The 24,755-nt window shown below is 48.0% G+C and carries 16 protein-coding genes; 8 read left to right on the top strand and 8 right to left on the bottom strand.

Annotation, left to right across the window (positions count from 1 at the left end; genetic code table 11):
• The first annotated feature begins 164 nt into the window (after positions 1–164).
• Entirely contained in the window at positions 165–3,431 is a 3,267-nt protein-coding gene (locus tag PV783_RS18975) for a S41 family peptidase (protein ID WP_420989176.1), read from the top strand.
• Between the two features lie 57 nt (positions 3,432–3,488).
• Here PV783_RS18975 and PV783_RS18980 read toward each other — a convergent pair whose 3' ends face one another.
• Positions 3,489–4,472 carry a DUF6268 family outer membrane beta-barrel protein gene (locus PV783_RS18980; protein ID WP_420989177.1) on the bottom strand — a complete coding sequence of 328 codons (984 nt, stop codon included), beginning with the start codon at positions 4,470–4,472 and terminating at the stop codon, positions 3,489–3,491.
• A gap of 256 nt (positions 4,473–4,728) precedes the next feature.
• On the opposite strand from PV783_RS18980, the gene PV783_RS18985 reads away from it, so the two are divergent.
• Entirely contained in the window at positions 4,729–6,069 is a 1,341-nt protein-coding gene (locus PV783_RS18985) for a DUF3472 domain-containing protein (protein ID WP_420989178.1), read from the top strand.
• 53 nt (positions 6,070–6,122) lie between these two features.
• Here PV783_RS18985 and PV783_RS18990 read toward each other — a convergent pair whose 3' ends face one another.
• Positions 6,123–7,346, bottom strand: coding sequence for an alpha/beta hydrolase-fold protein (locus tag PV783_RS18990; RefSeq protein ID WP_420989179.1), 1,224 nt, complete (start codon positions 7,344–7,346; stop codon positions 6,123–6,125).
• Positions 7,347–7,505: 159 nt separating this feature from the next.
• Here PV783_RS18990 and PV783_RS18995 point away from each other — a divergent pair, with 159 nt between their 5' ends.
• Both PV783_RS18995 and PV783_RS19000 read left to right on the top strand, forming a co-directional pair.
• A complete protein-coding gene (locus PV783_RS18995) occupies positions 7,506–8,075 on the top strand; it encodes a Crp/Fnr family transcriptional regulator (protein ID WP_420989180.1) in 570 nt (189 codons plus the stop codon).
• A gap of 129 nt (positions 8,076–8,204) precedes the next feature.
• Positions 8,205–8,594 (top strand): RidA family protein, encoded by a 390-nt coding sequence (locus PV783_RS19000; protein ID WP_420989181.1) that lies wholly within the window; start codon positions 8,205–8,207, stop codon positions 8,592–8,594.
• A gap of 38 nt (positions 8,595–8,632) precedes the next feature.
• Here PV783_RS19000 and fabF read toward each other — a convergent pair whose 3' ends face one another.
• From fabF to PV783_RS19015, 3 genes are all read right to left on the bottom strand, one after another.
• Complete coding sequence (fabF, locus tag PV783_RS19005) at positions 8,633–9,874, bottom strand: beta-ketoacyl-ACP synthase II (RefSeq protein WP_420989182.1); 1,242 nt, start codon at positions 9,872–9,874, stop codon at positions 8,633–8,635.
• Positions 9,875–9,880: 6 nt separating this feature from the next.
• Positions 9,881–10,438 carry a TetR/AcrR family transcriptional regulator gene (locus PV783_RS19010; protein ID WP_420989183.1) on the bottom strand — a complete coding sequence of 186 codons (558 nt, stop codon included), beginning with the start codon at positions 10,436–10,438 and terminating at the stop codon, positions 9,881–9,883.
• A 142-nt stretch (positions 10,439–10,580) separates the two neighbouring features.
• Positions 10,581–12,962 carry an ABC transporter permease gene (locus tag PV783_RS19015; RefSeq protein ID WP_420989184.1) on the bottom strand — a complete coding sequence of 794 codons (2,382 nt, stop codon included), beginning with the start codon at positions 12,960–12,962 and terminating at the stop codon, positions 10,581–10,583.
• Between the two features lie 282 nt (positions 12,963–13,244).
• Here PV783_RS19015 and PV783_RS19020 point away from each other — a divergent pair, with 282 nt between their 5' ends.
• Complete coding sequence (locus PV783_RS19020; RefSeq protein ID WP_420989185.1) at positions 13,245–14,567, top strand: cytochrome P460 family protein; 1,323 nt, start codon at positions 13,245–13,247, stop codon at positions 14,565–14,567.
• Here the strand turns inward: PV783_RS19020 and PV783_RS19025 are convergent.
• Positions 14,564–17,773: an AsmA-like C-terminal region-containing protein gene (locus PV783_RS19025; RefSeq protein WP_420989186.1), complete on the bottom strand. Its 3,210-nt coding sequence runs from the start codon at positions 17,771–17,773 to the stop codon at positions 14,564–14,566. The two genes, PV783_RS19020 and PV783_RS19025, sit on opposite strands and share 4 nt — an antisense overlap.
• Before the next feature lie 114 nt (positions 17,774–17,887).
• Between PV783_RS19025 and PV783_RS19030 the strand changes: the two genes are divergently transcribed.
• Entirely contained in the window at positions 17,888–18,871 is a 984-nt protein-coding gene (locus PV783_RS19030) for a glycoside hydrolase family 43 protein (RefSeq protein ID WP_420989187.1), read from the top strand.
• 91 nt (positions 18,872–18,962) lie between these two features.
• A complete protein-coding gene (locus tag PV783_RS19035; RefSeq protein WP_111578066.1) occupies positions 18,963–21,398 on the top strand; it encodes a TonB-dependent receptor in 2,436 nt (811 codons plus the stop codon).
• Positions 21,399–21,445: 47 nt separating this feature from the next.
• Here the strand turns inward: PV783_RS19035 and PV783_RS19040 are convergent, their stop codons facing one another.
• Positions 21,446–22,693 carry an MFS transporter gene (locus tag PV783_RS19040; RefSeq protein WP_420989188.1) on the bottom strand — a complete coding sequence of 416 codons (1,248 nt, stop codon included), beginning with the start codon at positions 22,691–22,693 and terminating at the stop codon, positions 21,446–21,448.
• Positions 22,694–22,810: 117 nt separating this feature from the next.
• Between PV783_RS19040 and PV783_RS19045 the strand changes: the two genes are divergently transcribed.
• Positions 22,811–23,698 (top strand): LysR substrate-binding domain-containing protein, encoded by an 888-nt coding sequence (locus PV783_RS19045; protein ID WP_111578068.1) that lies wholly within the window; start codon positions 22,811–22,813, stop codon positions 23,696–23,698.
• 58 nt (positions 23,699–23,756) lie between these two features.
• On the opposite strand, the gene PV783_RS19050 is transcribed toward PV783_RS19045, so the two are convergent.
• Complete coding sequence (locus tag PV783_RS19050; protein WP_420989189.1) at positions 23,757–24,743, bottom strand: hypothetical protein; 987 nt, start codon at positions 24,741–24,743, stop codon at positions 23,757–23,759.
• Between the last annotated feature and the right edge of the window lie 12 nt (positions 24,744–24,755).

A 24,755-nucleotide genomic window follows, 5' to 3' on the forward strand; every position in this document is an offset into this window, starting at 1 on the left:
CACATCGGGAAATAACTACTTCGCAATACTGATTATCATGATATTTTATTTGTGATCAGGGGTAATTATGGTATCAACGGATTTCCATAGATTAGCAAACTGGTTTTTAATCCGCAACAAATAAACCGCGTAAAAGTGGTCCTGTCAAAAAATTTAAAACGCTTATGATGAAAAAAACGGCCCTGGTTTTCCTTGCTGCTATGGCAGGAAAACAGGCAATGGCACAGGTAGATGCCGGCCTGTTCCGCTATCCTGATGTATCCCGGTCGCAGATCGCATTTTCCTATGCCAATGATATCTGGATTGTTCCGAAAACAGGTGGCACAGCCATCAAACTGATCTCTCCACCGGGCGTGGAAACCTTTCCGAAATTTTCGCCGGATGGCAGTAAACTCGCCTTCAGCGCCAACTATGATGGTAACACCGACGTATACGTGTTACCGGTAGCCGGCGGCGTACCCCTGCGCCTCACCTCATATGGTGGCTCCGACCGCGTGGTGGACTGGACGCCCGACGGCAAACAGGTGCTTTTCGCCTCCGGCAGGGAAAGCACAAAAGAACGCTTCAACCAGTTTTATACCATCCCGGAAAATGGCGGCGCCGCTACCAAACTGCCACTGGCCTACGCTGAATTCGGGTCATGGTCGCCGGATGGCTCCAAAATGGCCCTGGTAACGCGCTCCCAGAGTTTCCGCAACTGGAAAAGATATCGCGGCGGTATGAAAGCAGATATTCATGTGTTTGATTTTACGAAGCAACAGTCGGAAAACATTTCTGCTAAAAGTGAAGCCGGCGATGAATTCCCCATGTGGCACAATAACTTTATCTACTTCCTGTCCGACCGCGGCGCAGAGAAAAGGATGAACCTCTGGCGCTACGATACCAATACCAAAGCATACGAGCAAATTACCAGCTACAAAGACTATGACGTGCACTTTCCCTCCCTGGGGCCGGACGACATCGTGTATGAAGCTGATGGTAAATTGTTTGTGCTGTCGCTGAACACGCAGCAATCTACCGAGGTGAAAGTCAATATCAGCACGGATCTCGCTGCGCTGAAACCACGTACGCAACGCACAGTGAAATATATCCAGTCCACCGCCATCAGCCCTGATGGCCAGCGCGCACTGATAAGCGCCCGCGGCGATGTATTCTCCGTACCCGCCATAAACGGTTATGTGAAAGACCTTACCCGCACCAGCGGCGTGGCAGAACGCTACCCCGTATGGTCGCCCGATGGCAAAACCATTGCCTGGTGGAGTGATAAGTCGGGCGAATATGAGCTCTGGCTGGCCTCCGCCGGCAAGGAAAATGAAGCTAAACAAATCACGCACTACGGCGCCGGATTCCGCTATCGCCCGCACTGGTCGCCCAACAGCAAGCAAGTGGCGTTTATAGACCAGGAACTGAAAATATGGGTGCTGGATATTGCCAGTGGTAAAACCACGGCGGTAGACAAAGCCCTTCATTATTCACCCGATGTACTGGAAGGCTTCCGTTTCAGCTGGACTCCAGACAGCAGGTGGCTCACCTATAGCCGCGACATGGACAACGGTCATGAAGCGGTGTTCCTCTTCGATACAAAAAATAACCAGCGCCACCAGGTGACCAGTGGCTTCTATGATGCCGCCCGGCCGGTGTTTGATGAAGATGGTAAGTATCTCTATGTACTCACTAACCAGTCGTTCAAACCTACTTACAGCAGCATCGACAATACCTTCATCTACGCCAACAGCACCGTGATCGGGATCATTGGCCTGCAAAAGGAAACACCCTCCCTGCTGGCTATCCGCAACGATGCGGTGAATGTAAAGGAAGATAAAAAAGAACCGGAAAAACCGGCTGCCAAAAAAGGAAAAGAGAAGAAGGAGAAGCCTGCGGAAGAGAAAAAGGAAACCGCCACCAGCATCGACCTGGACAACATGGAAGCCAGGATGGTACTGCTGCCGGTACCAGGCGGCAACTACTCCCGCCTCGGCGCTGTGAAAGGCAAGATCCTGTTCATTAGCAGCACGCCGCCCAGCGATGAGGAAAGCAGCGGTGAAGCCACGCTGCAATACTATGATATCGCCACCAAACAGGTGAAAACCATCATCAAAGATCCGGGCCAGTACGAACTTTCCGCCGACGGGAACAAAATACTGATCAATAACGGCCCCTATGGCGTGATCGATGTAGCGGAAAATCAGAAAATTGATACCGCTATGCGGGTGGAAGAAATGGAAATGACCGTGAACCCCGCAGAAGAATGGAAACAGCTGTTTATGGACACCTGGCGCATGGAACGCGACTTCTTCTACGATCCCCGCATGCACGGTGTAAACTGGAATAATGTAAAAGATAAATACCTGCGTCTCCTGGAAGGCGCCCGCACCCGCGAGGAAGTGAGCTTTGTGATCAATGAAGTGCTGGGTGAAATGAATGCATCGCACACGTATAACTTTGGCGGAGATATTGAAGATGGCAAACATGAAAATGTAGGCTACCTGGGTGTGGACTGGCAGGCAGATGGTAAATACTATAAAGTTAAACGCATCATCCGCGGTGCGGCATGGAATGCGGAAGCCCGCAACCCGCTTGACGAACCGGGTGTAAACATCCACGAAGGCGATTACATCCTGGCCGTAAACGGTGAGCCACTCACCACCGCGCAGGAACCTTACAGTGCGTTCCAGTCGCTCGCCGGGAAAGTAGTGGAGCTTACCTGGAACAGCCGTCCTTCGCTGGAAGGCGCTAAAACGGCGATTGTAAAAACTATCGGCAGTGAATACCGCCTGCGTCACCTGGCCTGGATAGAAAGTAACCGCAAACGTATTGCGGATGCCACCAATAACCAGGTGGGATACATCTTTGTGCCAAGTACCGGCATCGACGGGCAGGATGAGCTGATCCGCCAGTTTAACGGTCAATGGGATAAGGCAGCCCTTATCATTGATGAACGTTTCAACAACGGCGGACAGGTTCCTGATCGTTTTATTGAAATGCTGAACCGCAAGCCACTGGCTTACTGGGCCACCCGTAACGGTACGCCTACCCAATGGCCTTCTTATGCGCATTTCGGACCGAAGGTAATGCTCATCAATGGCTGGAGCGGTTCCGGTGGCGATGCGTTCCCGGATTACTTCCGCAAAGCAGGACTGGGCCCTATCATCGGCACCCGTACCTGGGGCGGCCTCATAGGCATCAGCAACACACCGGGGTTAATAGACGGCGGCATCATCACGGTACCATCGTTCCGGATGTTTAACAACGACGGCACCTGGTTCCGCGAAGGACACGGCGTGGATCCGGATATTGCAGTAGATGAAAATCTCGGCGATATGGCCAAAGGTGTTGATCCGCAGCTGGAACGGGCCATCACAGAGATAAAGAGCCTGTTGCAAACAAAGCCTTACAATGCGCCTGCACAGCCTCCTTACGAAGTGAGATAGAGACTTAATATAACTGAACGGTCGCTGTTTGTTTTAAACAAACAGCGACCGTTTTTTTTATTGTTTGCGTGGCTGGAAATTCCACCGCAATCCGCCACTGAAAAAGTAGTTGGTGGCAAAACGATGCATCGGCTTATCCGAAAACATCTCCGATAAATTCTTCTCCCGGAAAGTAGTACCGCTGTAAAGGATGCTGCCGCCCGATGCTACAAAATCTATATGCCTGTTCAGGTGCCAGGTATTCTCCAGTCCCACGCTTATTTCCGCATAACCCATCAGCCGCTTTTTATCCGGTGCATTTTCCACGTCGTACGAGGAACCGCGCATACGGAACGCCAGCGCCAGGTCTGTTTGTTTATTCAGCCTGCTGGATACACTGACCTTCTCCGGGAAATTAACATCTATCCTGAACCTGCTGTCTGTTTGATACTTAATGAGCAATGCGGGTAGCAACATAGGCGTACCAAAGCTATTGGTAAACATAGCGCCTATACCATAAGAGAACCGCCGGTTATGTTGTTTTACAAATAATACGCCTCCGTTTATAAAAATATCTTTCCCATTGATCTTTTCCATATCGGTGAAAACCCCGCCGGATAACACACTCAGCATACCCCAGCGGTTACCGATACTCCTGAAATGTTGCAATGCCAGCTGTGTTTCCAGCAGTTCTTCCGGGAAGATGCGGTGATCATAATCTTCGTTAATCAGCTTGGTATAGCTGCCGGAGGCCGACAGGCTCCAGTTACGGACCTTTCCGGTAGCGGTATCCACATAGCTGCTCAGCATAAATACGGCGCCGAAATTATAGCGCTGCTGCGAGGTGGTGGACTTTGTTTTTACACTGTCTTCCGGCCTGATATAACGGGAGGGAGGCAGGTAATCCACGCTGATCCCTATACCGGGGCCATTCAGCGAAGTGGCGCCCAGCTGGGCCCACAGGCGTTGTACAGGAGTAAATGCAAATAAGGCGAGTAACAAACAGGTATATCTTTTCTTTCGTTGCACTGGCTGTTGGTATATGCGTTGCTGATTCATCATGAAGGTGATATTTATTGCTTTAGAGGAAGACACCATGTACCCGGTGTACCCCTATGTCATCACCATATTTATTTTCGGGAGATAAATAACACAATTGGCCCGCTTCTTAAAATACAGGCGTCATTACAATGTCATAATTGGCAGTTGTTATTTCCGTATAACCGTTGCAGTAACTAAATTCAAGGTATACCACGTAGAAGAGCGTACGAAAAAATCTGTGAGCCCATTTGTCTTTTTTAACCAAACATACAGTGCAATGAAACCAAAATTATCGCTTGCGTTCGCATTCGGATGCCTCACCCTCGCATCCTGTTCAAAGAACTATTTTGCCTCCGGCGAATCCCCGAAAGACAGTCTGTTGCCCGCCACTGTTAAGGCTTCGGGCATTACGGATATTGCCGTGGCATTGGGCAGCAACGCCTGGTTAACACAAAGCAGCGCCGGCGCTGCGGAAGTAGTGGTAGACTATGGCCTGGCCAACTGGACCAGCAGCAGTTCCGTATTCAGCGCTTACTTCCGCACCAGCGCCACCGGCACGCTGCATCTGGCGTTGCGGGGAAAAGTACCCGGTGGCAGCAGCCAGCTGAAAATAACAGCAGCGGGCCAGTCGAAAACTATTAGCGCTTCCGGCGGCAACTACCACACTATTGATGTGGGTGATTTCAACCTAACGGATACCGGCTATGTGAAAGTAGATTTCCAGGGCGTATCTAAAACAGGCAGCTACTTCGCCGACCTGTCTGACCTGTACATCAGCGGCGCTGCCACCAGTGGCCGGCTCAACTACATTCAAACCGATGTATACTGGGGCAGAAGAGGTCCCTCTGTACACCTGGGTTATACACCGCCCGCAGGTAAAAGCGTTGAATGGTTTTATAATGAAGTAACGGTGCCCACCGGTCAGGACCCCGTTGGATCTTACTTTATGTCCAATGGCTTTAGCCAGGGATATTTTGGCATACAGGTAAACAGTACAACAGAAAGAAGGGTGTTATTTTCAGTTTGGAGTCCTGCCGATACAGATGATCCCAACAGCATCCCGGATTCACTGAAGATAGAATTGCTGCGCAAAGGTCCTAACGTACAAACAGGTTCCTTTGGTAATGAAGGCGCAGGTGGACAAAGCTACCTGGTATACAACTGGCAGGCGGGTACTACTTATCGCTTTTTAACACATGCTGTGCCGGTGGCAAATAATAAAACGGAATTCACTTCCTGGTTTTATGCCCCAGAAATCGGCGCCTGGCAGCTGATTGCCAGCTTCCGACGTCCGCAAACCAACACTTACTTAACAGGGTTGTATTCTTTCCTGGAGAATTTCTCTACTGAAACAGGTTACATCGGCAGGAAAGCACAATACGGCAACCAGTGGGCCATGGATACCAACGGTACCTGGTATGAGTTAACAAAGGCGCAGTTTACAGGCGATGCTACTGCTGCATCCCAATCCCGTATGGACTTTGCCGGTGGCGTGGAATCTACAAAGTTTTACCTGCGCAACTGTGGTTTCTTCTCCAATTTTGTAAAGATCAATACACCGCTTACCCGTACACCATCGGGTACAGCGCCGGTGATTAATTTTAATACCTTACCATAAACAAATAAAAAGGGGCTGTGACTGCAGCCCCTTTTTTCAAACAATAGTAACCCTCAACGTGACGGAGTGTTATTTACCATCTCCATCTTATCTTTAATTTCCTTTGTAAACCGTATGCTCAGTGCTTTTTTCCAGAAGATGTTGGCACGGACAGTATCTTTCATCTCCAGGTAATAATCTCCCATACCATCATAAGTGTTAAAGCTCTCCGGGTAATAATCTATGTTCAGCTGAAAGAACATTTTAGATTTATCAAAATTTTTCCGTTGCAGGTTAGCGTACCCGAATTCATTCATTGTAGTTTCGTAGGGGCGTACGCGGTAGCCCATGTCTTTCGACAAGGTATTGAAGTGCGTGGTGATAAGTGTTTTCAGCGAGTCTGCCGGGCAGCTGTTATCAGTATAGAGATAAGTAGGAAAACGGTAATGCGGAAACAGGAATCTTAACCCGTCGTATTCTCCCACAAATGGTATCGAGTTATGGTCATCATCTTCATAATATTTATAACTCCATTTTAACTGGTTCCCGGGAAATTTTCTCAGGAGGTCTGTTAAGGTAAGGATAGCGCTGGTATGAACAGATCCCTGTGAGGTATCTTTTCTTAATTGCACGGTATCCAGACCGGGTTTCATGGTATGCGCCACGGCCAGGTATAAACTTTTATTTTTAAATGGCTGTTGTAGTTGCCGGGTGGCCTGTTGCAGTATTTCGCCTTTGTTCCAGAAAATGGTCGGATCTATCGCAATGTAACCATTAAACAGTTCCCGGTGATGCAACAGGGTGTTCACTACCATCAGTCCGCCGAGGGAGTGCCCTATCAATGTGCGGTAGGGAGCAGTGGCGTATTTTTTATCGATATAGGGAATGAGTTCTTTGCCGATAAACTCGGTGAAAGCCTCGCCACCGCCGGAGCCGGCATACATGGAATCGCGTGTGGGAGTGAGGTCGCGCGTACGGTTACGGCCCGTGTTCGGAATACCAACAATGATCATCCGCGGCAATGCGGTATTGCCGTTGATGGTACTGAGTTGCAGGATCATGGATTGAAGGGAGGAGAAGTGGAAGTCGCCATCCAGCACATACACCACGGGATAGGCGGGCTTTACAAAGTAGCTGGTATCATCCGGTGGCGTGTATATCCATAGAGGTCTGTTTTCTTTCAGCACAGCAGAATAGATGCTGTCGGGTTGCCCGAAGGAAACCAGGCTTTGTTTCAACTGGGCTGTTGCGCTGATGAAAGCGCACAGTATAAAGAATGCCAGGAATAGTTTTTTCATACCGGGTTATTATTTATGGAAAGATGAAATTTTTAGGGGAGGTATTTCCCGGGTTGTGATGCAGGCGGGAATTAATGTGACGGAGTACCGGATTTGTGGGATAAAAAGGTGATTGATATCAGCGGTTACTATAACTTTGTGACGCTATATTGCTGATATATGCTGGAAAAACTAAGGGAACATATAGAAAAAATAGTGCCGCTTACCGATGAGGAGTTTGCGTTTGTGCGCGCTCATTTCACTATCAAAAAGTATAAAAAGCGTGAGTTTCTTATACAGCATGGGGAACGTGTAAAGTACTCTTATTTTGTAGTGTCAGGACTGATCATGCTCGTGTATGACGACGACTCAGGCAGGCAGCACATTGTTTCCTTTGCGATGGAAGATTGGTGGGAGAGTGATTTCCTGGCCTATTTCAATCAAACCAAAGCTACCATGTCGTTGCAATGCCTTGAAGATACGGCTGTGCTGTGTCTTTCGCTGGAGGACTACGAAAAGCTATGTGCCGGTCTTCCAAAGATGACCTATTTCTTTCTCAAAAAAGCGAATGGGGGACATATTGGATCGCAGCAGCGCATCTTATCTTTCCTTACTTCCCATGCAAAGGAGCGCTATGAACAACTCCTTACGCGATATCCTTCTTTATTTCAAAGAGTGCCTAAAACCCTGCTGGCTGCCTACCTGGGCGTTTCGCGTGAAACCCTTAGCAGGCTTTGGCGTCCGTCCTGATCTTATTCTCCGCAGGTTATAATTGTGATGTTTGTCACACAAAGGAAAGGGGCATTGTTCCCATCTTTGCAGTGTACAATTTTTATTAACTGTTGTGCCGGTAGCGGCACAAACTAAAAGGATCAGCAAATGGAAAAACAGGTTATTAATCCGTGGCAGTGGCAGGATAAACGCAGTTATGTGCAGGCTGTTGAAATAAAACAGGCGGCGGGCACACTTTATTGTTCCGGTCAAACGGCTATAGACGCCGACGGACAATCAAGTAACGCCGACATGAAAACCCAGGTAATACAGGCGTTGGAAAACCTGGAAAAAGTGATCAGTGATGCAGGATACGAGTGCAGCGGTATTGCGAGGTTAAATGTATATACTACTTCATCCGCAGAGTTTTTCGACTGCTTTGATGTTTTCCAGGACTGGATTGCAAAGCATGGTATTAAGCAGGCGCTCACTTTGCTGGAAGTGAAGAGCCTTTTTGAAACATTAAAGATTGAATTTGAAGCTACGGTGGTGAAATAATGAAGAGAGAGGCCCGGTACACTGCCGGGCCTCTTTTATTAAGCTTTTCTGAAAACAACAATACCATTGTGTCCGCCGAAGCCGAACGTATTACTCATGGCTACATTCACTTCTTTTTCTATTGCGGTTCCCAGTACAATCTGTAAGGTAGAAGGAATGGCGGCATCCAGTTCCTGCGTATTGATAGTAGGAGGGATGATGCCTTTCTGAATGCTCATTACGCTGGCAATAGCCTCTATAGCGCCTGCGGCGCCCAGCAGGTGACCGGTCATGGATTTGGTGGCGCTGATGTGCAGGTGTGCCGGCGCTGCGCCAAACATTTTGCCGATAGCGGCTATTTCACTCAGGTCGCCAACCGGTGTGGAGGTAGCGTGCGCATTGAGGTAATTCACTTCTTCTTTATTCAATCCTGCGTCTTCCAGTGCCAGCTGCATCGCCCGCAGGGCGCCCAGTCCCTCCGGATGGGTAGCTGTCATGTGATAGGCATCGGCGGTCATAGCGGCGCCGGCTACTTCGGCGTAAATATGCGCGCCCCTGGCTTTGGCATGTTCATACTCTTCCAGTATGAGCGCGCCGGCGCCTTCTCCCATTACAAAGCCATCGCGGTGTACATCGAAAGGACGCGAGGCGGTGGTGGGATCATCATTGCGCACCGACATCGCTTTCATGGCACAGAATCCACCTACGGATGCAGGCGTAATGGGCGCTTCAGAGCCACCGGTTACAATTACCTTCGCCTTACCCAAACGGATATACGTTAACGCATCCATGATAGCGGTATTGGAAGTAGCGCAGGCCGATACCGTTGTATAGTTAATACCCATCAGGCCATATTTAATGGAGATCATACCCGATGCCATATTGGTGATGAGCTTGGGTACAAAATAAGGGCTGAAACGGGGATTAAAATCGCCGGAAACATATTCGGTGACCTGTTCCTCGAACGTTTGCATACCGCCCTGCCCTGAGCCCCAGATCACGCCGGTATCAAAAGGATCCATTGTGCTGAAGTCCAGCCCGGAATCTTTCACTGCCTGGTCGGCTGCTACCAGGGCATATTGTGTAAACGGATCGGTTTTGCGCACTTCGCCTTTGTCCAGCAACGCAGTGGGATCAAAGCCTTTCAGCTCATGCGCAAACTGTGTGCGGAAGCGGCTGGCATCAAAATGGCTGATGGTGGAAGCGCCGCTTTTACCGTTAACAAGACTATTCCAGAAATCAGCAACATTGTTACCGACAGGGGATACTGTACCCATTCCTGTTATGACAACTCTTTTCATAGCTGGTTATTTATGACACAGGTCGTCCAGCAGCTGTTCCGCAATATGGCGGAAAGCCGATGGTCCCATCACCCTCGATAAAAGAAGGGACGCCTGCAAATTGGATATGATAATGAGCGCCCGCGTGTTGGCGGCGCCTTTAAAGTGAATACGTTTCTTTTTCCGGCCTTCTTCGAGGCAATGGCTAAGCCAGGTGAGGATGCCGTTGGCCATTTCCTGTACTTTCGCCCGCATAGCCGGTTCCAGCGTCTCAAAATCTGGTGCGAGAGAGCCCATCAAACAGATATTACCTTCCTTGCTGTGCCGCCGGAATACGTCTATCAGCTTCACCAGCTGTTCTTCTTCCGGCAAACTTTTCCACCTGTTTGTTTGCGCAATAAATTTCGCAACGTCCTGGTCCACTATTTCCACGCCCAGGTCGGCCTTTGCCGGGAAATGATAATGTACCGCTGCATTTTTTATTTCGAGCGGTCCTGAAATGTCCTTGTAACTAAAGGCATTAAACCCTTTAGTCCTTACCAGGCGGTCGGCCAGCGCCACTATTTTATCTTTTGTTTCAGACATATTTTGCCGTTTGCGGCACAAATATACTTACTTAGTAGTAAGTAAACAAATGTGCAGCTTTTTCACTTCTCAATGGCCCATAACAAAACGGGGAGGTTTGAGCCAAACCTCCCCGCAGGAACTATTGATATACGCGATGGCGTTATTCTGCTTTTAAACTGCTTACGGGATTCATCAACGCCGCTTTTATGCTCTGGAAGCTGATAGTGAGCAGGGCTATCAGCATGGCGGCGATGCCGGCCAGCACAAACACCCAGTAATGAATGGAGATGCGGTAAGGGAATTTCTGTAGCCACTGGTCCATCGTATACCACGCCACCGGGAAGGCAATCAGCGCTGCAATACCCACCAGCTTCAGGAAGTCGGCGGAAAGCAGCCGGGTAATACCGGATACACTGGCGCCAAGCACTTTACGGATGCCTATTTCTTTGGTTCTGCGCTCGGCGGTATAGGCAGCCAGTCCGAATAATCCCAGGCAGCTGATCACAATAGCCAGCGTGGCAAACAACCGGGAAAGCTGCTGCATCAGCGTTTCATTGGTAAACATGGCGTTAAACTGGTCGTCTACAAACTGGTAAGTAAACGGATAAGCCGGATTCAACTGCTTCATCACGTCGCCGATTTTATGAAGTGCGGCTTCCTTGTCCGCCCCTGTATTCATACGCACATACATCAGGTTGGCTTCATCAGGCATACAGTAAAATACCACGGGATCAGGCGTGCCATACATATTGCCATATACATAGTTTTTCACTACACCGGCTACACGGGAATGAATAGTAGAATCTTCACTGAACGGTGTGGTAATAGTTTTGCCTACGGCGCTTCCTTTACCCATCAACTGTTCCAGCGACTCTGTTATCAATACATCCATGCCGTTGGCAGCGGTTACGGGTTTAAAATCACTGCCTGCCACGATTTTCATACCTGCCGTTTGAATGAATTCCGGGCTCACGACCCGCTGCGAAATAAGAATGTTATCGGTGGGAGATTTCCCTGTCCAGCCGATATCACTGGTATTGTTGCCGCCATACAAAGGAACATGATCCGCCAACGCCGCATTTTCTACCATGCCGGTGGCCAGCAAAGCCGTTTTGATAGCTGCAAAGTTTTGCTTCATCGTACCCTGGAGCTGCATGGAGATAAGATTATCTTTATTAAGACCGAGGTTCCGCTTCTTCACATGTTGGATCTGCTGGTAAATAATGGCTGTACAGATAATGAGTGTAATGGAAACACTGAACTGCGCAATCACCAGCCCTTTGCGGATAAAGGCCGCGCTGCCGGTCTTGGATTTAATACCCTTTAACACAAAAACCGGGTTAAAGGAAGACAGGTACAGTGATGGATAGCTGCCTGCCAGCACGCCACATATCACCGTAATCCCCAGCAACCAGATGAGATGTACCGGCCTGTCCAGCCCCACGCTAAGGTGTTTATCTACCAGCGCATTAAACCCCGGCAACACCAGGAATAACAATAATACGGCCACCACGGCCGCCAACAGGGACATAAACAATGCCTCACTGATAAACTGTGTGATCAGCCTGCCTTTTCCCGCACCAACTACTTTGCGGATGCCTACTTCTTTCGCACGTTTTTCACTGCGGGCAGTGGCCAGGTTCATAAAGTTGATACAGGCAATGAATAGAATGATCCAGGCAATGAGCGAAAACAAACGGACATACTCTATACGGCCGCCACTTTGTTTTCCATCACTGAACTGGTCATGTAACCGCCAGTTGTTCATACTAAACAGGAATGCCTGGTTAATGGCGCCGGGACTGTGCGCTGCAATGAAGTTTTGAAGTTTATGGTTGATAGCGGTCAGGTCTGCATGAGGAGCCAGTTCGGCATATGTGTCAACAGAATTGGAGCCCCAGTTTTTCAGATATGGGTTTTGGGAAAAATAGATCTGAAAAGGAGCAACCCATTCAAATTTCAGCGTGGAATTTTCCGGAATATCTTTTATTACACCGGATACCACGTAGGGCTGCGCATTATCGACCGTAATAGTTTTACCTACTACATTCTTCGTGTCGCCAAAAAATTTCCGGGCAGTTTTTTCTGTGATAACAATGGAGTATAGCTGCGGAAACGGAACAGCAGCATTCCCTTCTGTAAAAGGAAACGTGAAAATATTAAAGAGACTGGCATCCACATAAATACCAGCGGCATACATTTTTTTATCCCCGAAGGTGAACAACAGGTTGGTGGCCTGTTCTGAGGTACGGCAGGTTTGTGTGATGCCCGGTATTTCTGTCTTCATGGCGTCAGCCAGCAGGGCAGGTGTAGAGGTAAATGTGCGGATATTACCATCGTAATTCCAGTTTTCCCACACCTGGTAGATCCGGTCTTTTTTTACATGCGAGCTGTCGTAGGTAACTTCATCTTCTACCCACAAAAAAATTACACCGGCGCAGGCTAAACCGATCGCCAGCCCGAAAATATTCAGAAAACTGTAGGTTTTGTTTTTCCAGAGATGTCTGAACGTGATCTTAATATAATTTCTTAGCATCATCATATGTACACATTTGGGAGTAGTGCGACTAATTCCGACTAAGATAATGCCATAGCATTATGTGCTGATAATGAGTTGTTTGGGTAAATACTATTGTCCGTTTTTAAAGGGCAGGTGTCCGGATATGAACAGGTTTCGCCGGTCTGCTGCCGGGTTGCGACAACTATCTGCCCGGTTCATTGTTAAATAAGACTGATTCACACCCTCATTTGCCTGATTCACCTAAAAGTACTTGCTTGCGGTGACCACGTCATTTACTTTGCCACAAATATAAATAACAACACTATGAAACGGTATAAGAAATGGAAAGTAGTGCTGCTGATATTGATGGGCTGCTTTATTGTCTTACAGTTTATCAGGCCGCGCATTACTCATCCGCCGGTGACAGGAGAACCGGATGTTCCGCCAGAAGTGAGTGCTGTGTTGAGGAAAGCCTGCTACGACTGCCACTCCAATGAAACGCACCTGGCCTGGTTCGACCAGATTTCACCCGCTATCTGGCTGGTGGCCGGTCATATTACAGAAGGCCGGAAGGTACTTAACTTCTCCAACTGGGATAGTATACCGAAAGACCAGCAAAAAGGCAAACTCTTTGAATCCCTCAACCAGATGCAGTTTAACGTAATGCCCCTGTCGCAGTACACCGCGCTCCATCCTGCGGCGCGCCTTACCAACGACGAAATCAGTATCCTGAAAAATTACCTGGCCACACAAATAACTCCGCTTAAACCCGATAGTAATAAAATAGCCGCCGCTGACCATCAATACGCTGCCTGGCAGTCCGATAGCTCCATTGCAAAGGTATTGCCCGTGCCTAACGGTATCGCCTATATGCCGGACTATAAAAACTGGAAGGCCATCAGCAGTACGCAACGACTGGACAATGGCACCATGCGGGTAATTACGGGGAATGACATTGCTGTGAAAGCCATCCAGGAACACCAAACCAATCCCTGGCCCGATGGCGCTGCTTTTGCAAAAATAGCCTGGGATGAACTTACTGATGCCGCCGGGAACATCACTCCGGGGGAGTTTAAACAGGTAGAGTTTATGATCAAAGACAGCCATCAATACGCTGCTACCAAAGGCTGGGGATGGGCGCGGTGGAAAGGAACGGATCTGAAGCCTTATGGTAAAAATGCGATGTTCACAATGGAATGTGTTAACTGTCATCAACCCATGCGTAACAATGATTTTGTGTTCACTACACCAACACAGCACACGGCTGCATCGCTGCCCGATACATTGGGCTTAAAGATGAATGAATGGAAGGTGATCACCAGCGGTATTCAAAAAGATCAGACCATGAGTACGCTGTATGGCAACGACCGCGCAATAGCCAGCGCCAGGAGAGGAGCTGCTACTTACCCCGCAGATGCGCTGCTTACATTGGTCACCTGGAAACAGCAACCGGATGATCATTGGTTTGGCGCCGTTATTCCGGGTATCGTAGCTTCCGTAGAACAGGTGCAGTTTCAGCCGGGTAACATCTCCCCGTTATATAAAAAATATAATGGCAAAAACCTGGTCGCTGATAAAACCAGTGAAGAAGAAATAAAAAGCAGGATCGCCTACATTATCCGCCAGCGGGCGTCTGTAATGCCTTAGGAAGTTTTCTTTGCTTTTTTAAGGGCAATCTTGTACTTGTCAGGAGTGCCGGAAATGTTGATGTTCATAAAACGCACCTTTTTATCTTTATCCCTATACTCAATTTCATCTACCTGGTCTACATTCACTTCTTCCTGCTTCCGGCCAAAAAGGGCCTGGAAACCTACCTGGGTCACCATTTTCATGGGAATACGGAGGTAGTAGTTCATGCTCATATCCAGCGATTGATTGCCCGACACTTCGATATAGCCGAGCGAAGAATTGATGTTCATATTAGGGATTACCAGCGTACCATTTTTCAGGGTTAGCTTGTTACGGAGCGTATCAAAGCGTACCATGCGGAGGTTCTTATCTTTGAAATAACCTGCCATTGCCTGCATAGGACCAAAGTCCAGCAGGGTGCCATTGGTTATTTCAATATCCATCTGCGATTCCGTTTCACTCAGCACCGGCGTAAGATCGGGATGCATGCGTACATAACTTTTGATACTTCCGCTCAGTATACCTTTCAGGTTGTTATTGAGCACAAAGTCCTGCCCGAAGTTATCAAACTTGATGAGCATTTTGGAGATGTCTACATTTTTGAGATAGATCCCGCTCCGGAAATACAGCTTCTTTGGATCAGCGGCATTGAACATGCCACGCATGGCAATATGCCCGCCTGCAATATTCATGGCGATGGTATCTACCTTTATTTTCTGGTCTTCCCGCATATGAATATTGGCAAGCACATTTTTCAGCCACAGCTTTTTGTATTTGATCTTCTTTACATCCACCTGTGTTTCAAATTCTGAAAAAGGAATATTGAACACGTTGAAGCCGGTGGCATGGAGCGAATCATTTTCTTTTACCGTGGTACGTCGCGCCGGCGTGTTAGTGGTTACGGGGTGTTCGCTGAAGTCATAGTTCATCAGCTCATCAATGTCCAGCATATCAGATTTGAACCGGAAGTAATTGCTGCGTTTTAACTGGCGTTTACTTTTGCCGGTAGCATAACGCATGTTCAGGTTGAAATCGGTACGGCCTACTTTACCGGTAAGCGTATCCACCACAATAAAGCGGTTATGGCCATAGCGTATACGGCCGGTTATATTTTCCACTTTAATAGGATGTTGTTTCAATGTGCCGGAAATATTGGCGATGCGGGCATCTATCTTTTTAAAAACAGTATCATATTTTATACTCATTTTACTCCGCAGCCATACGTTGTTGGCTTCTTCATACCAATATCCCTGCGGAATAAATTTATGGCCACGTTCACTGATGAGGTCATTCACTGCGAGGCGGTCCGACTTAAAATCGAATGCCACTTCGGTGTTTCCTTTTTTAATTTTATCAAACCAGATGAGATAATTATTTAACCTTCCTTTGAAAGCAAAGCTGGTGCTGTCGATATTTCCACTAAAATTAGTTACCCGTAAACTGGTGTCGTTGATCATCACTGCTGCATTAAAATCGTGCAGGGCGTGCGGATACTGCTGGAATTTTGCATACAGCTTCTCTACTTTGAAAGTTCCTTTAGGCAAAGGGTTGGGGTGCAGCAATTCTTTTACGGATGTTTCAAACGCCAGGCCAATGTTAAACCCGGTAATTACTTCTTTGGATAAGATGGGGTGGGTGGAATCAAACTTATATAATTCTCCCAGTTGCAAACGCTTGCTGGAAGCGCTGAAGTTTACAGCTACGGGTTTATTCTGCTGGTGAAACAGCGCCGGTACATCACTGATGGCGCCCTGCGCCAGTATATCGGAGCTGCCTATACGAAAAGCAATGGAATCAAGGTGTAACCGTCCCTGCTCAATTTGCGCATGCACATTCATATTGCGCACCGGCAGGTGATAGCCGGGAATGCGGAATTCAAGATTTTTAACCGTGAGTTCACTTTGCACGCCGTCTTTCAGTTTAGCCAGGCTTTCCTCCGGTATCCGCATATCCACTATTTCCCGGAAGTTCATGTTCAGCTTTATTTCACCGCTGATCTGTTCCAGGTCTTTAATGCCGAGGAATTCCCCTACAAAGCGCAGGTTCAGTTCAGAATATAACTGCATCAGGATTTGCGGGTCGGTGAAATTTTTCATCACGAAGTTACCTTTGAACACGCCGCTTCCCGGTTTGGCGTTGAAGTTCAGGATATGCAGTTCGGATGTTTGCAGGTTATGCGCGGCGCCGTTGGTATAAAATCCTTTGAAGCCCAGCTGGTCTACTTTCCGGTCAATTTTCTTATTCTGGAACCATACATTTTCGCAGCCAAAATTAAACTCCATCAAAGGCATGATGCCTTTTCCAATAGCGCCTTTGATGATGCCATCGAAAAATACGCGGCCATCGTGGCGGTATTTTTCCAGCATCGCGGCTACATCTGCGGGCACCATTGCCAGCAGGAGGTTCAGATCCGGCTTATCGCCTTTTACCTTCAGGTCTGCATAATGTTCACTCACTACTCCCTGCAGTTGCAGTGAGGCTTGTTCCAGCCGGATGGTGCCCGGAGGTAAGGTCAGTTGTTTTTTTTGCTTGTCGTAAACGGCAGCCAGTTTAAAGTTCAGTTGTTTGTGCCGGAAGAGCGTAGTATCTGTTTTCCCGGTAATATCTATTTCCAGCTTGCTGTCCATATCGATGGCAATGCGGGCGGAATCCATGGAGAAAGCTGTTTTGATCTTATCTATATGGGTATTCACTTTCAAACCGGATGCGCCGTCGACGTAAGTGACATCAATATTTTTCAGGATTATTTTTTTGAGATCCAGGCTGAGATCCTCACTGGAATCGGCCGGTGTAGCGGGGCCGCTGCTTTTAAATTCATGGGCTTTGATCAGATCCACGTCGCCGTTGGCATAACGGGCCACATGCACCCGTCCGTTGGCCAGCGCAACAATGCGGGCATTATAATGTTGCCGGAGGATGTCCGGTAAGCTGAAGCCCACGTACAGGCGTTCTACCTGGTACAGTGGCTGCCCCTGCATCTTTTTATCTGCAAAAAAACGAACGTCGTGCAGGGCAATAGAAATATATGGGAAGTTGCTGAATGGAGAAATACTACTTTTTGTGATGACCAGCTCTCCCGCAAACTGCTTATTCAACTCCTTCACCGCCATCTGCGTGAGCCGCTCCTGTTGGCTGTATAAGATCCCCCCGGCTATTGTCATCACCAATAAAAAAATACCCGTAATGACCAGGAACAGCCTGATTATTTTTTTTCCCCGCTTCATGTAAATGCCTTTCTGAACGATAAAATTATGAAAAAATATAGCAGAAATTTGTTATCTCTTAAGAACGGCGAGCGATTTTTATTATTTTTAACGATTCATAAAAAATCTGGTTACATGAAAAGATTGATAGCCCTGTTGTTGCTCGCAGGAAGTACGCACGTTACAATGGCCCAGCAGAAAAAGCTGGACAAGTTATCCGGAAATCCTGTATTCCCGGGCTGGTACGCCGATCCGGAAGGAGTAGTATTTGGTAAGGAGTACTGGATTTATCCTACTTATTCTGCTGCTTACGAAAAGCAGGTGTTCTTCGATGCTTTCTCATCGCCCGACCTGGTTACGTGGACAAAGCATCCGCGCATCCTCGACACCGCTTCCATAAAATGGGCGAAACGCGCCGTATGGGCGCCGTCGATTATAGAAATTGCGCAAAAGTATTACCTGTTTTTTGGCGCCAACGACATACAAAGCAATGAGGAAACAGGTGGCATTGGTGTAGCGGTGGCTGATAATCCTGCCGGTCCGTTTAAAGATTATCTCGGCAAACCACTGGTAGATAAGATCATTAACAAGGCGCAGCCTATTGATCAGTATGTATTCCACGACAGCGATGGTAAGTACTACCTGATCTACGGCGGATGGGGACATTGCAATATTGCACAGCTGAAGCCCGATTTAACCGGCTTTATTCCCTTCGCAGACGGCACCACCTTTAAAGAAATCACGCCCGAAAAATATGTGGAAGGACCTACCATGTTCAAAAAAGATGGTAAGTATTACTTTATGTGGTCTGAAGGCGGCTGGACAGGCCCCGACTACAGCGTAGCCTACGCCATCGCTGATTCTCCGATGGGTCCGTTCAAAAGGATCGGGAAGATCCTGGAACAGGATGCCACTATTGCCACCGGCGCCGGTCATCACTCGGTAATCGGCATTCCAAAGGAAAACCGCTGGTATATTGTTTATCACCGCCGGCCGTTAACAGAAAAAGCGGCTAACTCCCGTGAAACCTGCATTGACCGGATGTTTTTTGATAAAGACGGTTATATCAAGCCAGTGAAAATCACCCGCGAAGGCGTTACCAAAGCGGTGATACATTAAACAATTTCCCTATCGCGTAAATAAAATTCCGGATACGATTATCTTGCCGGTCTTGTCTGCTCCAATTTTGCACCATCAAAAAAAGCAAAATATGATCAGGCAAACCGGCTTAATTTTTTTATTAATAGCATTCCTTTTTTCACCCGTATGCCTGCGGGCAGAAGAGGAGAATGCTGGTACCATCAGGGGAAAAGTGGTAACCACAGATGGTAAGCCAGCCAGCGATGTAGTCATCGTTTTACAGGAAATCAATGAAACCGTTATATCAGAAACGGATGGATCTTTTGTATTTAGCCGTATTAAACCGGGTAGCTATCACCTCACGGTAACCCTGATGGGTTATACCCCGATAGAAGAACAGGTAGTGGTAAATGCCGGGAAAACCACCAACATCAGGCTGCAGCTGGCCGTTACCAGCAAAGCCCTTAAAGAAGTGGTGGTAACCGGTAACCATAATAAACTCATCAGAACGTCCAGCTACGATGTGGCAAAAATGCCGCTGAAGAACCTGGAAAACCCGCAGGTATACAGCACCATCACAAAAGATCTCTTACAGCAACAGGTAATTTTTTCGGTGGATGATGCGCTGAAAAATGCCCCCGGCCTTACCCGCATGTGGGACGCCACCGGCAGAGGCGGTGATGGTGGCGGTTATTATAATCTCCGTGGCTTTATTACGCAGAGTAAACTGCGTAATGGCCTGGCAGGTAATGTGACCGCTAAAATTGATGCATATAACCTGGAACAGGTGGAAGTCATTAAAGGGCCATCCGCTACGTTGTTTGGTAACAGCCTCACTTCCTACGGCGGCCTCATTAACCGCGTTACTAAAAAGCCTTACGACCATTTCGGCGGAGATGTTACCTATGCGATAGGCAGCTACGGCTTTAACCGCATAAGCGCTGATGTAAACACGCCGCTGGACAAGGAAAAGGACGTATTGCTGAGAATTAATACCGCTTATAACTACGAAGGCAGCTGGCAGGATTATGGCTTTAACAAGAATTTTTCCTTTGCGCCCAGCTTGTCCTACCGGGTTAATGACCGTTTGTCATTCCTCTTCGACGCGGAATACTCCACCGGGCAGAATACCGGTCTGGGTGTGTTTTTCTTCCCTTATATGCAGCCAATAGCAGACCTGGGCACCAACCGCGCGGATGAACTGAAAATAGATTATAAACGCGCTTACGTTAAGAATGACCTGTACCAGACTTCCCGTAATACCAATATTTTCGGGCAGATGAAGTACAAGTTGTCTGACCAGTGGACCATGAGCACCAACATCAGTTCTACCAACAGCTTTTCAGACGGTCCTTCTCCCTATTTTTATCTCCTGTCTGATGCCGCAGCTACCGGGGTAGCCGGCGCCAAAGGAAGTAATTATATTTCACGCAACGACCAGTTTACGGATAACAGCAGAGACGGCATCCTGGAAATACAACAGAACTTCAATGGAGATTTCAGGATCGGCAGCCTGAGAAACCGTTTCGTAGGCGGATTGGATTACTTCCATCATAATGCGAACCAGTTCTTCGGTGGCGGCACTTATGATACCATTCCTTCTCACGGCGATATTCCAACGTATTCCAATTTTAACCGCCGTAACATGGATACCTTGTACGCCAACCACGGCCTGGCATTTACTTTTCCTATCAGGAATCTTACCAATACCTACAGTGCATACATATCGGATATGTTGAACCTGACCGACAACCTGATGATCATGGCTGCTCTCCGCGTGGATTATTTTGATAATAAAGGCAGCTACAATGATGTAAAAGGCATTTATGAAGGAGGTTATAACCAAACGGCTTTCTCTCCAAAACTGGGAATCGTGTATGAGCCTTTAAAAGACCGGATCTCCATATTCGGTAACTATCAGAATGGTTTTACCAACCAGGTGGGTACGAGTGCCGCGGGTAAAGCGTTTAAGCCGGAACAGGCCAACCAGCTGGAAGGCGGCGTGAAGTTACAGTTGTTAAATGGCCGTATCAACAGTACGCTCAGTTACTACAATATCAAAGTAAAAGATGTACTTCGTCCGGATTTGGCGAACCCCAATTTTTCTGTACAGGATGGAACGCAGGTGAGTAAAGGGTTTGAGGCAGAAGTAATTGCGAATCCTTTCCAGGGCTTTAACATTGTGGCTGGTTTTGCCTACAATGATTCCAAATATGAAGCAGCAGCCAAAGATGTGGAAGGAATGCGTCCCGGCACTGCTGGTGCGCCTTCTGTAGCTAACCTCTGGCTCAGTTATCGTATATCCGCCGGCGTAGCCGATGGTCTTGGTTTTGGATTTGGTGGTAATTATGCCAGTGATAATAAGATAGTGAACGACAGAACAGTCGGCACTTTTATATTACCATCGTACACCGTGTTAAACGGCAGCATTTTCTACGATCAGCCCCGTTTCCGGGTGGCGGTTAAAATGGATAACATTACCGATAAGCATTACTGGATCGGTTATACTACTGTGAATCCGCAGAAGTTGAGAAGTTTTACCGGAAGTTTGTCGTTTAAGTTTTAATAAAAAAGAAGCCTGGGCTGTATATCATCACAGTTCAGGCTTTTCGTTTATGCCGCTACGCCGGCGCGATTATCTCCCTGTATTTCGTAGTGTTGAATGCGTAGTTTTTTACGATAATATACAAAGACGACAGTAGCCACGGCGCCCGCCAACCCCGCTACAAATACCGTTAACCTCGGACCAATAAAATGCGCCAGCAGGCCGGTGAGCAAACTACCCACAGGAATGATCCCCTGGAAAGCCATGATATAATAACTGATTGCCCTTGCGCGCATGGTGGGTATGGCATGCGTTTGAATGTAAGTGTTAATAGACGACGTTTGTGCCATCATGCCCACACCGGAAAGCGCCATAAATACCAGTGCCAGCGGCAGCCACCCCGACAGGGACAATAGTAACACGCTCAATGAAAAAATAAGGCTGGCCGTAACCAGGATCTTTACCAGGTCCTTTCCCGGTTTGAGTTTCGCCATGTAAATGGCGGACGCGATAGAACCAAGACCGGCAGCGCTTTCAAACCAGCTGAATGTTTTGGCGTCGCCGTTGAAAATATCTTTGGCAAATACCGGCATCAGGGTATTAAAAGGGATCACAAACAGGCTGCTGGCTGAAAGCATCAGCAGGAGCGACGAGAGGTCCTTGTCGCCCGCGATATAGTGAAACCCTTCCTTCAGTTCGGCCCAGATGCTCCGGTCGGACCGGAGAACGGGCGGCAGCACAATTTTCATCATCCACAAAGAAATCAGCACCGGTACATAGCTCAGGAAATTGCTCACAAAGCAGATGTCTTCCCCGAAAGTACTCAGGATTATCCCTGCCAGCGCTGGTCCCGCGATCCGGGCAAAGTTGGCCATCGTGGAATTGAGCGCAATGGCGTTGGGAAGGTCTTCTCTTTTTTCTACCATTTCCACCATCAGCGATTGGCGGCAGGTAACGTCAAAGGCATTGATAACGCCTTGTACCAGCGACAGGAAAATGATCCCTGGTATATTGTAGTAACGCAGCAGGATCATGAGCGCCAGCGCGCCTGCCTGCAGCATGGAAATGATCTGGGTGATCATCAGGATCCGGTAGCGGTTATGCCGGTCGATATAACTACCTGCGTACGGCGACAGGAGCAGGGAAGGAATTAAACTTACAAAGCTCACCACGCCGAGCAGCACTGCGGAGTTAGTGAGACGGTACACCAGCCAGCATACGGCTGTTTTTTGCATCCAGGTACCTATGAGTGAAACTGATTGTCCGTAGAAGAATAACCGGAAATTCCGGGATTTTAAAGCACGAAAAGCATCCATCTGAAAATCATATTTAGGGTATTGATCCGTTATTAAACTGGTGCAAATTTCGGTAAGAGAAGTATATTTGTGAAATAGATTGTTTTAATGATATCCATTGATAAAAACGATTAGTGTATGGAGCTCCGTCAACTGATGTATTTCGTGAAGGCCGCAGAAATGGCGCATTTTACAGAAGCGGCAGCGGCGTTGTATATTACCCAGTCTACGTTATCGCAGCAAATCAAGCAGTTGGAAAATGAACTGGGCATGTTGTTGTTCGACCGGATCGGCAAGCATGTTCATCTTACAGAGGCAGGCGGGGTTTTCCTGCTGCATGCCCGCCAGATCCTGCTCGATGTAGAGAAAGGCAAACAGGCCATCCAGGATCTGCAGAATATGCTGAGCGGCGAATTACGTATAGGCGTTACGTATGCCTTTACTTCTTTCCTGCTGCCGGCGCTGGCTACTTTCCCGGTGAAGTATCCCGGCATCAAAATATACGTGGAATACGGCACCACCGAGCAGCTGGAAAACAAGCTGCGTGCGTCTGAGCTGGACCTGGTGCTGGCTTTTCACCAGGAAGCTTTTTACAAAGACCTGGAAACGCGGGAGCTGTTCCGCTCCAGGATTGTAGTGGCGGTGTCTAAAAAGAATAAGCTGGCGGGATTAAAAAAGATCAACCTGCAAAGTTTGAATGGCATGGACCTGATCTTTGCTTCGCGCGGTTTCAGCGCGCGTGATTCGCTGGATGAGATATTACAGAAGAATAAAATTCAGCCTGCGGTAAAGATTGAAATGAATGATGTGCATTCTATTTTATCGCTGGTAGAGAAGGGGCATTGGGCCACTTTACTCAATGAAAGAGCGTTGCTGGGATGGAAAAACCTGGTGGCCATTCCTATTGAAGGGAAAGAGTTGCAGCGGAGGGCGTACATTATCTGGCAGAAGGAAACTTATCACAAAAAGGCGGCAGATCTGTTTATAAAAGAATTACTGAAGGAGTTGCCGTCTGCGGGGAAGTAGTGCCATATGGCACTCAGCAGCAGCGCATGGCTGCCGCCGGGTGGCCACAAGTAAGGGGTTATTGTGCGGTTCGCAATTCTGCGATATTGCATTTATAATATTTTTCAAACACCGTTGACAGTTCTTCCCAACCGCTATATTGGGTGAGGCTGGCAATATGGGTGAGTGTACGGTTTGTTTCGATGAGCATCTTAAACACAAAGGCCATTTTCTCCTGCAGGATCAGTTCTTCCACGGTGATGAGGAATTCCTGTTCAAATGGCGCTTCCAGGAACTCCGGCGCTACGCCAAACCTGTCGCAGAGTGCTTCTTTGTCGGTCACTTCCGCCGGATGATGAATAATATAACCGGCTATTTCCCGCAGCTTCTCCCGGTAGTGTTCCATCAGCATCAATGAGGGAGGACCTTGCAGGTAACGGAGATAGGTAGCGTAAAAGTCGATGGCATTGCGCCGGAAGAAAACATCCGCTGCTTCGCCTACTGCTTTAAAGCTCCGGATCCGGTGCATGATCTGGTAGTTGACTTCATTCAGATGATAGGGTGGCACTTTTTTCACGGGTTGCTTATCCACTGTTGGTTCTTTCAGGTTCAGCACTTTGAACAACGGAAATTCAGCCACTAAATATTTTGCCAGCGGGAGGTGAAGGTTTACGTGAAAGCTGATCACAAATTCCTTTTCTGTAACGAGGGTAGCGGTATCAGCAGCGCCACGGTGAACATTCATTTCTTTTTTACCCAGCTTCATTTTCATGGGAAAAACGGCGGCATCTTCAGCAAAACCTGAAATGCCAACGGCTAAACAGGCTTTGTCCGGCGCTACCGTGGTGAGTTCCACGCCCTGTTTCAGATGAACAAGGTGGTAATGAACAGATAACTCGTTGAGTTGAATCTGCTGATCCATGATCACCCCGTTTTCATCAATATCAGTAAAGCATTTGGCATTAGGGATCAGTTGGGACTGCAGGTAGCCGGGCACCTGTTCATACGTTGTGCAAACTCTTTTCCCCGGATTGATCAGCAGGTACTTGGTTTCTGGTTGACTCATGGTTATTTTCCT

Origin of the sequence: Chitinophaga sp. CC14 (assembly GCF_048957795.1) — a bacterium.
Classification (GTDB): domain Bacteria; phylum Bacteroidota; class Bacteroidia; order Chitinophagales; family Chitinophagaceae; genus Chitinophaga; species Chitinophaga ginsengisegetis.

Bases quoted from the DNA above. Each gene is read 5' to 3' on its own strand.
- PV783_RS18975 (WP_420989176.1), top strand. From the start codon at position 165: ATGATGAAAAAAACGGCCCTGGTTTTCCTTGCTGCTATGGCAGGAAAA.
- PV783_RS18980 (WP_420989177.1), bottom strand. From the start codon at position 4,472: ATGATGAATCAGCAACGCATATACCAACAGCCAGTGCAACGAAAGAAA.
- PV783_RS18985 (WP_420989178.1), top strand. From the start codon at position 4,729: ATGAAACCAAAATTATCGCTTGCGTTCGCATTCGGATGCCTCACCCTC.
- PV783_RS18990 (WP_420989179.1), bottom strand. From the start codon at position 7,346: ATGAAAAAACTATTCCTGGCATTCTTTATACTGTGCGCTTTCATCAGC.
- PV783_RS18995 (WP_420989180.1), top strand. From the start codon at position 7,506: ATGCTGGAAAAACTAAGGGAACATATAGAAAAAATAGTGCCGCTTACC.
- PV783_RS19000 (WP_420989181.1), top strand. From the start codon at position 8,205: ATGGAAAAACAGGTTATTAATCCGTGGCAGTGGCAGGATAAACGCAGT.
- fabF (WP_420989182.1), bottom strand. From the start codon at position 9,874: ATGAAAAGAGTTGTCATAACAGGAATGGGTACAGTATCCCCTGTCGGT.
- PV783_RS19010 (WP_420989183.1), bottom strand. From the start codon at position 10,438: ATGTCTGAAACAAAAGATAAAATAGTGGCGCTGGCCGACCGCCTGGTA.
- PV783_RS19015 (WP_420989184.1), bottom strand. From the start codon at position 12,962: ATGATGATGCTAAGAAATTATATTAAGATCACGTTCAGACATCTCTGG.
- PV783_RS19020 (WP_420989185.1), top strand. From the start codon at position 13,245: ATGAAACGGTATAAGAAATGGAAAGTAGTGCTGCTGATATTGATGGGC.
- PV783_RS19025 (WP_420989186.1), bottom strand. From the start codon at position 17,773: ATGAAGCGGGGAAAAAAAATAATCAGGCTGTTCCTGGTCATTACGGGT.
- PV783_RS19030 (WP_420989187.1), top strand. From the start codon at position 17,888: ATGAAAAGATTGATAGCCCTGTTGTTGCTCGCAGGAAGTACGCACGTT.
- PV783_RS19035 (WP_111578066.1), top strand. From the start codon at position 18,963: ATGATCAGGCAAACCGGCTTAATTTTTTTATTAATAGCATTCCTTTTT.
- PV783_RS19040 (WP_420989188.1), bottom strand. From the start codon at position 22,693: ATGGATGCTTTTCGTGCTTTAAAATCCCGGAATTTCCGGTTATTCTTC.
- PV783_RS19045 (WP_111578068.1), top strand. From the start codon at position 22,811: ATGGAGCTCCGTCAACTGATGTATTTCGTGAAGGCCGCAGAAATGGCG.
- PV783_RS19050 (WP_420989189.1), bottom strand. From the start codon at position 24,743: ATGAGTCAACCAGAAACCAAGTACCTGCTGATCAATCCGGGGAAAAGA.